The organism is Sphaerisporangium corydalis, assembly GCF_025506355.1.
Classification (GTDB): Bacteria; Actinomycetota; Actinomycetes; order Streptosporangiales; family Streptosporangiaceae; genus Sphaerisporangium; species Sphaerisporangium corydalis.
The window spans coordinates 151629-165477 of sequence record NZ_JANZYP010000004.1 but is presented as its reverse complement, the minus strand read 5'-3'; the positions used below and the strand labels follow the sequence as shown (position 1 = coordinate 165477).

The 13849-nt window shown below is 70.3% G+C and carries 15 protein-coding genes; 9 read left to right on the top strand and 6 right to left on the bottom strand.

What is annotated here, in order from left to right:
* Positions 1-118: 118 nt before the first annotated feature.
* Both ppk2 and NYZ98_RS04825 read left to right on the top strand, forming a co-directional pair.
* Positions 119-1087, top strand: coding sequence for a polyphosphate kinase 2 (ppk2, locus tag NYZ98_RS04830; protein ID WP_262841247.1), 969 nt, complete (start codon positions 119-121; stop codon positions 1085-1087).
* Between the two features lie 110 nt (positions 1088-1197).
* On the top strand, positions 1198-1665 hold the full coding sequence (locus tag NYZ98_RS04825; RefSeq protein WP_262841246.1) for an ATP-binding protein: 468 nt from the start codon (positions 1198-1200) through the stop codon (positions 1663-1665).
* 88 nt (positions 1666-1753) lie between these two features.
* Here NYZ98_RS04825 and NYZ98_RS04820 read toward each other — a convergent pair whose 3' ends face one another.
* Entirely contained in the window at positions 1754-2728 is a 975-nt protein-coding gene (locus NYZ98_RS04820) for a helix-turn-helix transcriptional regulator (protein WP_262841245.1), read from the bottom strand.
* 129 nt (positions 2729-2857) lie between these two features.
* Between NYZ98_RS04820 and NYZ98_RS04815 the strand changes: the two genes are divergently transcribed.
* From NYZ98_RS04815 to NYZ98_RS04805, 3 genes are all read left to right on the top strand, one after another.
* Complete coding sequence (locus tag NYZ98_RS04815; RefSeq protein ID WP_262841244.1) at positions 2858-4474, top strand: peptide ABC transporter substrate-binding protein; 1617 nt, start codon at positions 2858-2860, stop codon at positions 4472-4474.
* Positions 4475-4541: 67 nt separating this feature from the next.
* Positions 4542-5468: an ABC transporter permease gene (locus tag NYZ98_RS04810; protein ID WP_262841243.1), complete on the top strand. Its 927-nt coding sequence runs from the start codon at positions 4542-4544 to the stop codon at positions 5466-5468.
* Positions 5461-6369, top strand: a complete 909-nt coding sequence (locus NYZ98_RS04805; protein ID WP_262841242.1) for an ABC transporter permease — start codon at positions 5461-5463, stop codon at positions 6367-6369. Before NYZ98_RS04810 ends, NYZ98_RS04805 begins: the two co-directional genes overlap by 8 nt.
* Positions 6370-6465: 96 nt before the next feature.
* Here NYZ98_RS04805 and NYZ98_RS04800 read toward each other — a convergent pair whose 3' ends face one another.
* Together NYZ98_RS04800 and NYZ98_RS04795 are read right to left on the bottom strand one after the other, a co-directional pair.
* A complete protein-coding gene (locus tag NYZ98_RS04800) occupies positions 6466-6810 on the bottom strand; it encodes a DUF1036 domain-containing protein (RefSeq protein ID WP_262841241.1) in 345 nt (114 codons plus the stop codon).
* 5 nt (positions 6811-6815) lie between these two features.
* On the bottom strand, positions 6816-7025 hold the full coding sequence (locus NYZ98_RS04795) for a hypothetical protein (protein WP_262841240.1): 210 nt from the start codon (positions 7023-7025) through the stop codon (positions 6816-6818).
* 435 nt (positions 7026-7460) lie between these two features.
* On the opposite strand from NYZ98_RS04795, the gene NYZ98_RS04790 reads away from it, so the two are divergent.
* The gene (locus tag NYZ98_RS04790) at positions 7461-7826 is read left to right on the top strand and encodes a hypothetical protein (protein WP_262841239.1); all 366 of its coding nucleotides are present in this window, start codon (positions 7461-7463) and stop codon (positions 7824-7826) included.
* 131 nt (positions 7827-7957) lie between these two features.
* On the opposite strand, the gene NYZ98_RS04785 is transcribed toward NYZ98_RS04790, so the two are convergent.
* The 3 genes from NYZ98_RS04785 to NYZ98_RS04775 are packed head-to-tail and all read right to left on the bottom strand — an operon-like array spanning position 7958 to position 10395.
* Complete coding sequence (locus NYZ98_RS04785) at positions 7958-8629, bottom strand: response regulator (protein ID WP_262841238.1); 672 nt, start codon at positions 8627-8629, stop codon at positions 7958-7960.
* Positions 8626-9876: a sensor histidine kinase gene (locus NYZ98_RS04780; RefSeq protein WP_262841237.1), complete on the bottom strand. Its 1251-nt coding sequence runs from the start codon at positions 9874-9876 to the stop codon at positions 8626-8628. Before NYZ98_RS04780 ends, NYZ98_RS04785 begins: the two co-directional genes overlap by 4 nt.
* Before the next feature lie 51 nt (positions 9877-9927).
* Positions 9928-10395, bottom strand: a complete 468-nt coding sequence (locus tag NYZ98_RS04775; RefSeq protein WP_262841236.1) for an SRPBCC family protein — start codon at positions 10393-10395, stop codon at positions 9928-9930.
* A gap of 22 nt (positions 10396-10417) precedes the next feature.
* Between NYZ98_RS04775 and NYZ98_RS04770 the strand changes: the two genes are divergently transcribed.
* From NYZ98_RS04770 to NYZ98_RS04760, 3 genes are all read left to right on the top strand, one after another.
* The gene (locus NYZ98_RS04770) at positions 10418-11038 is read left to right on the top strand and encodes a TetR/AcrR family transcriptional regulator (protein WP_262841235.1); all 621 of its coding nucleotides are present in this window, start codon (positions 10418-10420) and stop codon (positions 11036-11038) included.
* Positions 11039-11090: 52 nt separating this feature from the next.
* Entirely contained in the window at positions 11091-12062 is a 972-nt protein-coding gene (locus tag NYZ98_RS04765; protein WP_262841234.1) for a LysR family transcriptional regulator, read from the top strand.
* 209 nt (positions 12063-12271) lie between these two features.
* Complete coding sequence (locus NYZ98_RS04760; protein ID WP_262841233.1) at positions 12272-13483, top strand: MFS transporter; 1212 nt, start codon at positions 12272-12274, stop codon at positions 13481-13483.
* Positions 13484-13849: the final 366 nt, after the last annotated feature.

The window sequence follows — 13849 nt, the reverse complement described above, 5'->3', positions numbered from 1 at the left end:
TTTGACCCGCTATGTACTTCGATCGAGACCTCCGGCCCGGTCGCCGGCGGCCGGGCGCCGCCCGCCCGAGCCGTCACCGGCCCGTCTGACCGGCGCGAACGTAGGTAATGTTAGAGATATGGACTCAGACCCCTCGGAAGTTCTCTACCCGCAGGCCGTCGAGTCGAGCGAGCTGCTCGACCGCACCCCCGGGCTATGGGTCGACTCCAGCGACGACGACGATCCGGTCCTGCTGTACGCCGACGGGACCGTGGTGGACACCTGGCGCGAGCACTACCCCTACACCGAGCGCATGTCACGCAGCGAGTACGAGCAGTCCAAGCGGCTGCTGCAGATCGAGCTCCTGAAGCTCCAGTACTGGATCAAGGACACCGGCGGGCGCCTGGTGATCCTTTTCGAAGGCCGCGACGCCGCGGGCAAGGGCGGGACGATCAAGCGGTTCATGGAGCACCTCAACCCGCGCGGCGCGACCGTCGTGGCGCTGGAGAAGCCCAGCGAGCGCGAGCGCACGCAGTGGTACTTCCAGCGGTACGTCGCCCACCTGCCGGCCGCCGGGGAGATCGCCCTGATGGACCGGTCGTGGTACAACCGCGCCGGGGTCGAGTGGGTCATGGGATTCTGCTCGCCTGAGGAGTACGCGGAGTTCATGATCCAGGCGCCGATGCTGGAGAAGATGCTGGTCCGCGACGGCATCCACCTGATCAAGCTGTGGTTCTCGGTGTCCCACCGCGAGCAGCGCACCCGGTTCATCATCCGCCAGGTCGACCCGGTCCGGCAGTGGAAACTGTCCCCGATGGACCTCGCCTCGCTCGACAAGTGGGACGAGTACACCAGGGCGAAAGAGGACATGTTCCACAACACCGATACCGAGGACGCCCCCTGGACCGTGATCAAGAGCAACGACAAGAAGCGCGGCCGCATCGAGGCCATGCGCCACGTCCTCAGCCTGTTCGACTACCAGAACAAGGACGAGGAGGTCGTCGGCAGCCCCGACCCGCTCATCGTCCGCTCGGCCGGTGACATCGTCGAGGAGGACCACTCGGCCCTGTCACCGCCGGACCCCGGCCACGGAGTGACCCTCTCCTAGGCCATATGGGCACGCTCGGCGGGCACCAGACTCCTACCTTTTGGCGACATCTCTACTGATGACCCCGGCGTCCTTACAAGGTGCGGGCAAATCAGTAACCGGGGGGTCGCATGACTTCATCAGGATATGGCAGGACGGATTCGGACAGTGATCGCGTCCTGCACCTCGCCGGTGATCCGGACGCCGTGGCACGCGCACGGCGGCTCGTGTCGTCCGCGCTGGGGAACGGGCATCCGCTGCACGACGACTGCGTCCTGCTCACCAGCGAGATCGCCACGAACGCCGTCGTGCACTCGGACTCGGGCGACGGCGGCACCTTCACGCTGAGCGTGTCCTACTCCGCCGACTGGGTGCGCATAGCCGTGCAGGACGCCGGCTCCCTCGACCCCCCTTTCGGGTGGCGCCCCTCCTCCCCGCTGGACACCGGGGGGCGGGGCCTGCTCCTGCTGGAGGCGCTCGCGCACCGCTGGGGCTTCATCCGGGAGACCGGGACCAACAACGTCTGGTTCGAGATGCACATCGACCTGCTCAACCCCGCCGCCCACGGCCCCCAGGCCAACCTGCGGGTCGCCCGCTGACGACCGTACGAGGCCGGGGCGGGGCGAGGCGGGGCGGCACCGGGTCGCGGCCGGTGCGAGGACGGGGTCAGGGCAGGCCAGGGCGGGGTCAGGGCAGGTCGAGGCGGCACAGGCCCTCGCCGAGGACCTTGGTGGTCAGGCGGGTGCGGCTGTCGCAGCCGAGCTTGGCGAAGATGTGCTCCAGGTGGGTGGTCACCGTGCGGACGCTCAGCACCAGCGCCGCCGCGATCTGCGGGTTGGAGTCGCCCAGGGCGACCCGGGTGAGCACCCCGATCTCCCTGGCCGTCAGGTCGTAGGGCAGGGTGCACGGCCGCTCGGCGATCACCGCCCCCTGGATCGCGCCGTGGAAGCCGACCCCCGCGCGGTGGACGCGGACCTCACGCCACTGGCCGGAGGGGTCGAGCCACAGCCCGCGCCGCGACAGCTCGCGCGAGTCGATGAAGTCCCTGGCCAGGGCGGCCATCGCGGGCTCGCGGTCCACCGCCTCGGAGGCGGGCCGCCCGGCGACCGCGCGCCGCCGCCCGCCGCGCTCGAAGGCGACGGCGTGGAACCCCGGCGGCAGCCCGACCGGGTCGATCACGCAGCGGGTCAGGTCGGTGACGTGCGCCAGGGTGCCGGACACCGCGTTGATCACCGTGGTGGTCTCGGGCGGCAGCGCCTCGCGGGAGTTGACGTGCAGCAGCCCGGTGTACCTGCTCTCGCCGACGAACAGGGGAGCGGTCAGCCCTGAGCGCCACCCGTACGGTTCCAGATGCCTGCGGTAGTACAGCTCGGTGCCGGGGGAGCCCATGGGCAGCGGGACGCGGGAGGCCATGGCGCGCCGGTAGGGGTCCAGGCGCGCGTACTCCTCGGCGGCGTCCTCGTCGACCCGCGCGTACCCCGACGACACCAGGCTGCGGTGGCGGCCCGTCGCCGGGTCGAAGGCGACGAACTCGTACGCTTCCACCGGGATGATCTTCCGGAGCGCGGTCATGGCGCCGTGCGCCCCCGACCCTCCGGCCACCTGGAACCCGACTTCGGTGAACGCGTGGAGGTGGCGTGCGCTCAGGGTGATCTGATCCATTGATCCTCCACGCTCAGCTTGCCCGACCGAGATCTTTCCCGGGAATACGTAAACCTTCCGATGTAGAGCCCTGCCCGGCTATTTAGCCTCTCCGGCATCACGCCGGAGCGACGGAGAGGCAGAGGAACAGTGACGGTCCTGAAAAAGGCGCGAGGTGCCGCCGTCCTCCTCACGGCGGTGCTCACCCTGGGCGCCTGCGGGGGTTCCAGTGAGAATACCGGTGGTGACCAGGCGGGCAAGAGCACCGGCCCCGGGGCCGGCACGTTCTCGGTCGCGCTCACCGAGCCCGACCACCTCACACCGGGGAACACGTCGAGCAGCTACTCGATCACGGTGCTGCAGGCGCTGTTCGACACGCTCGTCGTGATCGACGCCAAGGGGCAGACCCAGATGCGGGCCGCCGAGTCGGTGACCAGCGACGACCAGCAGACCTGGACCATCAAGATCAAGTCGGGGCAGAAGTTCCACAACGGCGAGGCGGTCACCGCCGACAGCTTCGCCGACGCCTGGAACGCCGCCGCCTACGGGCCCAACGCCTGGACCAACAACTACTACTTCGCCAACATCGAGGGGTACGACAAGCTCAACCCCGAGGCCGAGGGCGCCAAGCCCACCGCCGAGAAGCTCAGCGGGCTCAAGGTCGTCGACCCGAGCACCCTCGAGGTGCACCTCACCGCGCCGTTCAGCCAGTTCCCGATCACCCTGGCCTACACGGGCTTCGCCCCCATGCCGAAGGCCGCCTTCACCGACCTCAAGACCTACGACCAGAAGCCGATCGGCAACGGCCCCTTCGCCCTGGACGGCGACTGGGCGCACAACCAGCAGATCAAGCTCAAGAGGTTCGAAGGCTACGCCGGGCCCCGTCCGGCCAAGTCCGCGGCGGTCCAGTTCAAGATCTACGCCAGCCGCGACACCGCGTACACCGACCTGCGGGCCGGCAAGGTCGACCTGCTGCAGACCATCCCGCCGGCGAGCGCCACCGAGGCCAAGAAGCTGCTCGGCGACCGGTTCGTGCCCACCGCCAGCGGCACCATGGACTACCTCGGCTTCCCGGTGTTCGACAAGCGGTTCCAGAACGCCGACCTGCGCAAGGCGATCTCGATGTCGATCGACCGGCAGGGCATCGTGGACGCCGTGTACAACGGCACCTTCAAGCCGATGTCCTCGCTGGTGGCGCCGCTGGTGCCGGGGTACCGCGAGGACGCCTGCGGCGAGACGTGCGTGTACGACGCCGCCAAGGCCAAGGCGCTGTTCGACAAGGCCGGCGGGCTCACCGGCACGCTGAACCTGTACTTCTCCAACGCCGACCCGAGCTACGAGCAGTGGATGCAGGCCGTGGCCAACCAGCTCAAGGAGAACCTCGGCATCGCCGACATCCAGTTCCGCAAGATCCCGGCCGCCGACTACCTGGCCACGCTGCGCGCCAAGAAGGAGGACGGCCCGTACCGCAACAACTGGGTCATGGACTACCCGAGCCCGCAGAACTACCTCGAATCCATGTGGGGCGCCGGTAACCGGATGGGCTGGGAGAACAAGCAGTTCACCGACCTGATCGCCAAGGCCAACTCGGCGGCCACGATGGAGGCCAGCATCCCGCTCTACCAGCAGGCCGAGGACGTGGCGCTCGCCGAGATGCCGATGATCCCGCTGTGGAACTGGCAGGATCAGGCGGGCTACTCCAACAAGATCACGAACGTGACGATCGACCCGTACAGCCCCAACCTCGACACGATCACGGTCAAGTAAGGATGCGCATGAAGGGGACCCCGCCGGCGGCCCCCGGCCGCCGAGGGTCCCCCGTGGGGGAGCGGCCGTGAGGTACGCCGTCCACCGCCTGCTCCAGGCCGTCCCGGTCTTCGTGGCGACGACGTTCCTGATCTACGCCATGGTGTTCTCCCTCCCCGGAGACCCGATCCTGGCGCTCGCCGGGGACAAACCCGTCCCCGAGGCCGTGCTCCAGGCGCTGCGCGACCACTACCACCTCAACGACCCGCTGATCGTGCAGTACGGCCTGTACATGGCCGGGGTCTTCCTGCGGGGCGACCTCGGGGAGACCTTCACCGGCCAGCCGGTCAGCGAGCTGCTGACCGACCGCTGGGCGGTGACCGCGCAGCTCGCCGCCACCGCGTGGATCTTCGAGCTGGTCGTCGGGATCGGCCTCGGCGTGGTCGCCGGGCTGCGCCGGGGCAAGCTCGCCGACACCGCGGTGCTGGCCGGGACCACGTTCGTGATCGCCGTCCCGGTCTTCGTCGTCGGGTACACCGCCCAGATCGTGCTGGGCCTCAACCTCGGGCTGTTCCCCACCGCCGGCACCGACGACGGCTGGCCCACCAGCTATCTGCTGCCCGGCATGGTCCTCGGCTCTTTCGGCCTGGCCTACGTCGCCCGGCTCACCCGCACCAGCGTGGTCGAGAACCTGCGGGCCGACTACGTGCGCACCGCCGCCGCCAAGGGGCTGCGGCGGTCGAGGATCATCGGCCGGCACACCCTGCGCAACTCGCTCATCCCCGTCGTCACCTACCTCGGCGTCGACATCGGCAACCTCATGGCCGGCGCCGTCGTCACCGAGGGGATCTTCAACCTGCCGGGCATCGGCCAGCAGGTCTTCCAGTCCATCCAGCTCCAGGAGGGCCCGGTGGTCGTCGGCGTCACCACCCTGCTGGTGATGATCTTCATCGTGGCCAGCCTGCTCGTCGACCTGCTGTACGGCGTGCTCGACCCGAGGATCCGCCGTGGTTGACCTCAAGGCCTCCGTGGAGGGGGCCGCGCCCGGCGCGCGGCCCGCGCGGGACGTCCGCGGCTCGCTGTGGCACGACGCCTGGCTCGAACTGCGCCGCCGGGTCATCTTCTGGCTGTCCATGGTGATCCTCGTCGTCGCCTGCGCGATGGCCGCGTTCCCCTCGCTGTTCGCCCGGCTCGGACCGAACGAGCACTGCAACCTGCGGATGTCCAAGAAAGGGCCCGGCGGTGGCGCGATCTTCGGGTACGACCTGCAGGGCTGCGACTACTGGTCGCAGATCGTGCACGGCACCCGCGCGTCGGTGCTCATCGGCGTCGCGGTCACGGTCTTCGCGCTGCTGATCGCCGTCGCCCTCGGCCTGCTCGGCGGCTACTACGGCGGCGCGCTGGACGCGATCATCTCCAGGGTCACCGACGTGTTCTTCGGCATCCCGTTCGTCCTCGGGGCCACCGTCGTCCTGGTCGCCTTCCCCGGGCACGGGATCTGGGCCATGACGATCGTCCTGGTGCTCCTCGGGTGGACGACCATGACCCGGCTGATGCGCGGCCAGGTGATCGCCATCAGGGACACCGACTACGTCCAGGCAGCGCGGGCGCTCGGGGCCGGCGACCTGCGGATCATGCTGAAGCACATCCTGCCCAACGCCATCGCCCCGGTGTTCGTCGTCGCGATGCTGAACGTCGGCAACGTCATCTCCGGCGAGGCGACCCTGGACTACCTCGGGGTGGGGCTCCAGTACCCCGACGTGTCATGGGGGCTGCAGCTCAACGTGGCCCAGGTGTTCTTCGCGGAGTACCCCCACCTGCTGGTCTTCCCCGCCCTGTTCCTCACCGCCACCGTGCTGAGCTTCCTCATGCTCGGCGACGTCGTCCGCGACGCCCTCGACCCCAAACTTCATTGACCCGCCCGCGCTGGACGGTCCGGTCCGGTGTGGTGTGGTGCGGTGCGGGCGGGCCCCGAAGGCGCGGTGCCGGGGCCGCTCGCGGACGCTTTCCGGTCAGGCGGTGAGGTTCACGTAGTAGACCGAGGAACCGTTCAGGTCGACCAGGCGGGTGCCGACCCGCCGGGCCGCGGTGCTGCCGATGTTGATACAGGAGTCGAAGGCGTTCTGGTAGACGTAGATCGGGCCGTACGGGCCGGTCCAGATCGCGCCGTTGGCGGCCTCGGCGTAGAACGCGGCGTACCGGTTGCTGGTGTTGAGGACGTACGCCTCACCACCCGGGTCGATCGCCCACCAGCCCCGGGTGCCCCACTTACCGTCGTCGCGGCAGACGTCGGGACTGTAGAACATGATCGCGACCCACACCTTCGAGGTGTAGCGGTTACGGAAGTGCAGCTCCATGTCGACTACTCCTCCGGCTCGGTGAACCGCTGGGACAGCGGCCTGCTGTCGACGGCCCGCTCGGCGTGCGGCGGCAGGTGCCCGCCCGCGCGCGCGGTCGTCACGGCCCGCTCCGCCACCCCCGGGCTCTCGTCGGTCTCGCCCGCGTCCGCCGCCAGGACGTTCGTGAACGCCACCTGCGGGTCAGGCTCTCGCCCGCTACCACCTTCAGGCATGTGACTCACCTCCAGAAACACTATGGGTAACCTGTTCGTAACGTAAGGTCACCACCACGCCCCTGTAAAGCCACCCCCACCCCCCACCCCCGTCCACATACGGCCACCCCCACCCCACACAGTGCCTTCCAGACGCGCCAAGCCCAGCCGAAAAGGTCCTCGCCTCCGGCTCGGGCAGTATTTCCAAGGCCTACCGGCCCTGCCGACCCGCCCGTCCTCCGGCTTGGCCCCTTGCTTTCGGCCGAGAGGAGATCATCGGCACGCAGTGGGGTATTCGTCGTTTCAACGGCCAACGTTCCTGAAGATGATCAGTCGTGAGGGGCGCGCGGGAGGGCGTGCGCCGACAGCGCTTCTTTGGGACGTACGCAGATCTTCGTACGCTCGCTGCCGCCCGGAGGGGACGCCGTGGGACGGCTGCGCGGGCAGGCTGGCGGCATGAAAGCACACGCACGGATGTACACGATCGTGGGTCTTGTCGTCGGGGCCGCCGGGATCGGCATCCTCTGGGCGTCCGGGGTGAAGTTCCCGATCGCCATCCCGCCGGGGATTCTGATCCTGCTGGCGGGCGCCCTGTTCGTCGGCCTCACCCCGTGGCGGTGGTCGCCGGCCGTCGGGAGCCTTCTCGGGCTGTTCGTGATCGTCGGGTTCCTGATCAGCCCGACCGGGGTGGGCAACCTGGTGGGCGACCACGGGGCGAGCGTGTCGATCGGCTCGGTCATCCAGCTGGTCGGTGTGCTGACGGCACTGGTCACAGGTGTGATCGCCACCCGCGACGGCTACCGCGCCGCCGGCCGGCGGTGACTCCGCGCGTGGGCCGGATGCCTCATGGACGGCGACTTCACGCCACGGCCGGAGGCGCCATCGGTGGTGACGCACACCACGACCCGGATGCCGCGCCCGTGCGGCGATCGCGGCGGCGGGCCCGCTCGGCGTCAGCCCTTCCGTACCCCCGGAACGGTCAGCCCGGCCTGGACGGCGAAGACCACGAGCTGGGCGCGGTCGCGCGCCCGAAGCTTGAGCATCGCGCGCCCGACATGGGTGCGGACCGTCGCTGGGCTGATGAACAGCTCGGCGGCGATCTCGTCGTTGGACCGGCCCGTGGCCACCCACGCGACGATGTCGCGCTCGCGCGCGGTCAGCGCGTCCAGGGACGGGCCCGGCGCGATGCCGCCGGTCACGTGCCCGCTCAGGAGGCCGATCAGGCGGCGGGTGACCGACGGGGAGAGCAGCGCGTCGCCGGCCCAGACGACCCGGATCGCCCGGATCAGGTCGGCGGGGTCGGCGTCCTTCAGCACGAACCCGCCGGCGCCGGCCCGCAGGGCGGCGATGACGTAATCGTCGGTCTCGAACGTCGTCACGATCACCACCTTGGTGCCGGACAGGCCGGGGTCGGCGGTGATCGCTCGTGACACGTCCAGCCCGTCCATGCCGGGCATCCGGATGTCCAGCAGCACGACGTCCGGGCGCGTGCGGCGCACCAGCTCAAGGGTCGCGAAACCGTCGCCCGCCTCACCGGCCAGCTCGATGTCGGGCTCGCGCTCGATCAGCACGCACAGCCCCATCCGCACCAGCGACTGATCGTCGGCCACGACCACCCGGATCACCCGGCACCCCCCGGCGAGGGGAACCACACCCGCACGGCGAAGCCGCCGCCGTCCCGGGCACCGGCGGTGAAGCCACCCCCGGCGGCCTCGACGCGCGCCCGCATCCCGGCCAGACCCAGACCCGCGTCGCCAGGCGGCAGGCTTATACCCGCGTCGCCGGGCGCCAGACCCACACCCGCGTCGCCGGGCCCCAGGCCCATACCCGCGTCGCCGGGCGCCGGGCTCATACCCGCGCTGCCGGGCGGCAAGCCCTGACCCGCGCCGCCGGGGGCCGGGCCCGTTCCCCGGTCGACGATCGCCGCCGCCAGTCGCCCGTTCTCGTGGCCGACGGTGACCGTGGCCCCGGCCCGCCCGGTGTGCCGCATGACATTGGTCAGCGACTCGCGCACCACCTTGTAGATGATCTCTCCCACCTCGGCCGGCACGCCTTCGACGTCGCCCAGCCGCAGGTCCACCGGCAGCCCGGCGGCACGCGCCCGCTCCACCAGGGGCACGAGGTCCCGCACGCCGTCGCCCGGAACCGGCTCGGACGGCCGCTCCAGGTGCAGGACGCCGCGGAGCTCGTCCAGCGCCGCCGTGCTGGTGGCGCGGATCGCCTCCAGCGAGGCGCGCGCCTGCTCGGGCCGTTCGTCGAGCACGACCAGGGCCACGGCGGCCTGCATGGCGATCACCGCGAACCCGTGCCCGGCGACGTCATGCACCTCCCGGGACACCCGGATCCGCTCCTCGAGCGCCGTCCGTTCGACCAGGTCGCGCCGTGCCTGATCGGCCGCCATCGTCCGGACGTACACGACGGCGCCCAGCGACCACGGCAGCGCCAGCCAGCACCCGGCCCACAACGCCAGCGCCACCACGAGCAGGCGCACCTCGCCGGACAGCCTCGGCAGCACCGCGGCCACCGACACCAGCGCCACGATCACCCCGGTCACGGCGGACGACCGTAATGGCCGCCGCCGGGCGACCTCGAACATCGCCCACCCCGCGCACAGCAGGATCGGGCCGTACGCATAGCCGAGAAGGAGATAGCCGCTGGTGGCGACCGTGCTGACGGTCAGGGCCGGCATCGGGGCCGAGCGCCGCCAGGCGAGGACGCCGGCGGCCACGCCGATGAGCAGCAAGGCCCACGCGTCGAGCGGACGGGGCGCCTGCTGCCAGGTGGCGGCCCGCCATGATCCGAGCGCGACGAGGACGATGCCGATGACGGCCGGCGCGCCGTCGCGGACCGTGGGTCGTGCCGGGATCACCACATCTGGCAGCCTAGTTAAGGCCGCGGCCCGTCGTCGTCCGGGTCCCCGCGCTCAACCTGCTTCCGCTTCGAGGCGGTTCCTGGCCTGGCGGATCTCCTTCTCGATGTCCGCAGGGAGGCGGCGGCGCAGGATCGGTTCCAGCATCCACCTCACGAAGGGGGCGAAATCTATCGAGATCGTCCGCGTGACCCGGGTGCCGCCGTCGATGCGTTCGGCGGCGAAACTCGCCGCGAACCGCGACAGGCGGTGGTTGAGCCTGTTGCGCGGCAGTGGCGCGTACCGGACATCGACCCGCTCGCCCGGGGTGAGCCGCATCTGTGACACCAGCTTCGGAGCGGGCCCGGGGACCCCCGGCAGGGCGGGCCGGAACCTGAACTCGGTGACGTCGCCGGTGCGGCGCACCCAGTCGATCGGCCCGATCTTGTCGTCGACCTCCGCGTACCGTTCCGGATCCATCACGAACTCCAGGAACTCCTCCGGCGTGCAGCGGATGACCTCTCGCACGGTGACTTCGACCATAGAAAGAGAGTACTCTCTCACTATGGCGAGAACCACCCCTGGCCTGACGCGGGAACGCATCCTCACCGAGGCCATCCGGCTGTTCGCGACCAGGGGGTACGACGCGACGTCGGTGGCCGACATCCAGGTCGCCTGCGGGCTGACCGCGGGATCCGGTGCGCTCTACAAGCACTTCCCCTCCAAGAAGGCGCTGCTGGAGGCCGCCGTCCAGCGGAACCTGGAGACGATGACCGAGCGCAACCGCGAAACCGTCGCGCGGGCGCCCGCCGACCCGCGCGAGGCGCTCCACCTGATGGCGACCGTCGTCTGGGGCGTCATCGAGGCCGACCGGGACCTGGTCCGGATCATGCTGCGGGAGTTCACCGGGTTCCCCGACATCTTCGAGCGGATGTGGCAGGGCGTGGTCGCGAGCCTCTACCACGAGTGCGCCCAGTGGATCGCCGCCCAGCGTGAGCTCGGCCTCGTGGAGGCCGCCGACCCGCATGCGACCGCCACCGTGCTGATCTCGTCGCTGACGTACTTCCCGCTCCTGAACATCCTCATCGGGCACACCCCTGGCGACCTGGACCGGGACGTCTTCCTGGCCACGTGGATCGAGCACGCCGCCCGCACCCTCGGCGTGCGCGACGGGGGAGGGGCGTGATCGCGGCGGCGCGCCGCGCTTCGGATGTCCGGCCGACGGTCAGGTGGTCGTAGTGGAACTGCGCGGGGTCGAGACGTTCCTGGCACTGTCCGAGGAACTCCATTTCGGGCGGACCGCGGCACGCCTGCACCTCTCCCAGGGGCGGGTGAGCCAGACGATCCAGGCACTCGAACGCGAGGTCGGCGCGGCGCTGTTCGAGCGCACCAGCCGGCAGGTCCGGCTGACCGCTCTCGGGGAGCGGTTCCGCCAGGGCGCGACGCAGGGGTACGACGAGCTCGTCCGCACTTTGCGGGAGTGCCAGGCCGCCGCGCTGGACACCGGCAGGCGGCTGCGCGTCGCCTACGCGCCGACCATAGGCGGTGAGTTCGCCACCCGCGTGGCCACCGCCTTCGAGGCCCAGCACGCCCCGTGCACGGTCACCCTCAACGCCAGCACGTTCCGCGAGACCCTCATCCCGGCGGGCGCGCTCAAGAACGGCGACGTCGATGTGGCGCTGGTGTGGTCGCCCGGTGGTGACGGGCGGGCGGTGCGGGCGCACGATCTGACCGTCGGGCCGGTGCTCGCCGAGGTGCCGCGTGGCATTCTGCTCCCGGCCGGCCATCCGCTGGCCGGGCGCCTGGCGGTGAGCCTGGAGGATCTCGCGGGCCACGAGTTGGTGGAATTCCCGGCCACCGAGAGTTCGCTTCTCCGCGACCGATGGACACCCCGGTTCACGCCCTCGGGCCGCCCGCTGACGTTCACCGCCGACGACTTCACCACCCTGACCGGCAGAACCGAAATCCTCGTCGAGGACGTGCTCACCCTCGTCGCCCGAGGCCGTGGCCTCCACTGCACGGTGGCCCCCCTTCTGGAACGCTTTCCCTTTCCTGGCCTCACTGTGGTCCCGATCTCCGACATGCCGCCCATGGTCATCGTCCCGGTCTGGCTGACGGCGGCCGACAACGCCGCCGTCCGCGCCTTCGCCCGGCTCGCCGCCACCTACCGGCGGTGCTTCGGCGCCGATCAGCCCCGGCCAGCCGATTAGCCCGGCTAATCGAGCGTTCGAGAATCGAGCGTTGATCGTTTCCGGTCGCTCCGAAAGACTCGGATCAGACGGCGGAATATCGCGCCGGCGGTTTTTGGAGAATCGCTCGAACAACACGTGAGGGGTTGCTCAAAACTGCGTGGAATATCTCCCCCAGCCGGGCCGCGGAGAGGTGTTGTCAGCGGACGATGATGGATTCTGCGGATCGTGTGAGCCTTCGGGTGGTCCTGGCGGTCGGCGAATTCCGCGCCCTGTGCGCGGCGGAACTGCTCTCCTGGATCGGCGACCAGCTGGCCCGGGTCGCGCTGACGATCCTGGTCTACCAGCGCACATCCTCCGCCGGCCTGACGGGGCTGACCTACGCCCTGACGTTCCTGCCCTCGATGCTGGGCGGCGTCCTGTTGGGCGGCCTGGCCGACCGGTATCCGCGTCGCGAAGTGATGATCACCCTGGACCTGCTGTGCGCGGCGTTCCTCGGCCTGATGGCGATCCCCGGCATGCCGCTGCTGCCGATGTGCGCGCTGCTGTCGGCGGTGACGTTCCTGCGTGGCCCGTACAAGGCCGCGCAACTCGCGTTCCTCGCCGACGTCCTCACGGGTGACAGGTACACGGCGGGGCTGGTGATCCGCCACATCATCATCCAGTCGGCGCAGGTCGCGGGATTCGCTGGTGGCGGCGTGCTGGTCGCGCGGGTCGGCGCGTCCAGCGGACTGGCGATCGACGCGGTGACGTTCGTGGCCGCCGCGCTCCTGATCGCGTTCGGGTGCCGTCATCGCCCGGCGATGGCAAGGGAGGACCGGAAACGCATCTCGCCTGGTAGCGGGCTCATGGTGGTGTGGCGTGATCCCCGGTTGCGCTCCCTCACCGCGCTGTGCTGGCTGGCGGGCTTCCACGTCGCGCCCGAGGGCCTCGCCGCCCCGTACGCGGCCACCCTCGGCGCGGGATCGGTCGCGGTCGGCCTGATCCTGGCCAGCGATCCCGTGGGCAGCGTCATCGGCGCCTTCGTCTTCGGCCGGCTGGTACCGGAACGGATCAGGGTCAAGACGGTCGGGCTCCTGGGCGCGATCACCGGCCTGCCGCTGATCCTCTGCGTGTTCCACCCTGGGCTGGTCGCCTCCATTGTGATCTTCGCGTTCTGCGGTGCCCTGGCGATGAGCTACCAGTTGCAGGTGGGCGCGTCGTTCGTGCGGATCGTGCCGGACGAGAGCCGCGCGCAGGGCCTCGGGGTCATGTCGTCCGGGCTGATCACTGCACAGGGCCTGGGCACGCTGGCCGCGGGCGCGCTGGCCGACGTGATCGGCCCCGCGGTCACGGTGGCCGTGGCCGGGGCGGCGGCCGTCGTCATCGGCGCCCAGCCCGCTCTCACCTGGACCCGCGCGCTGCGGTCGCCCAGTCCCATGAACGCCGAACTTGCCCGCTGAACCCCGGATTCGCGGGCGTCCCTCTCCGCAACCGCCGCGGAGACGTAGAGGAGAAAGGAGGAACACGATGACCAAGACGCGCGAGGGCTAGAACTCCCATCGCCCTGGTTCCTGACCCGTCACGGAACGGGCATGGCGCGGGAGAAGCGCCCGCCGCGACGAGCAGCACCAGGGAGCCAAATCGAACGCACGCCCCGCGCCGGACCGCCCGGCTCCGGGCGTGCGTTCGACCGCCCCCGGAAGGGCGTGCGTGCGCCGACGGCGCTCCGCTGGGGATCCGGCGCCCTGTACGGCGCCAAGCCAGGCCGAATACGGCGCCGGGCCAGGCTGAAAAGGTCCTCACCTTCGGCTCGGGCAGTTCTTTCA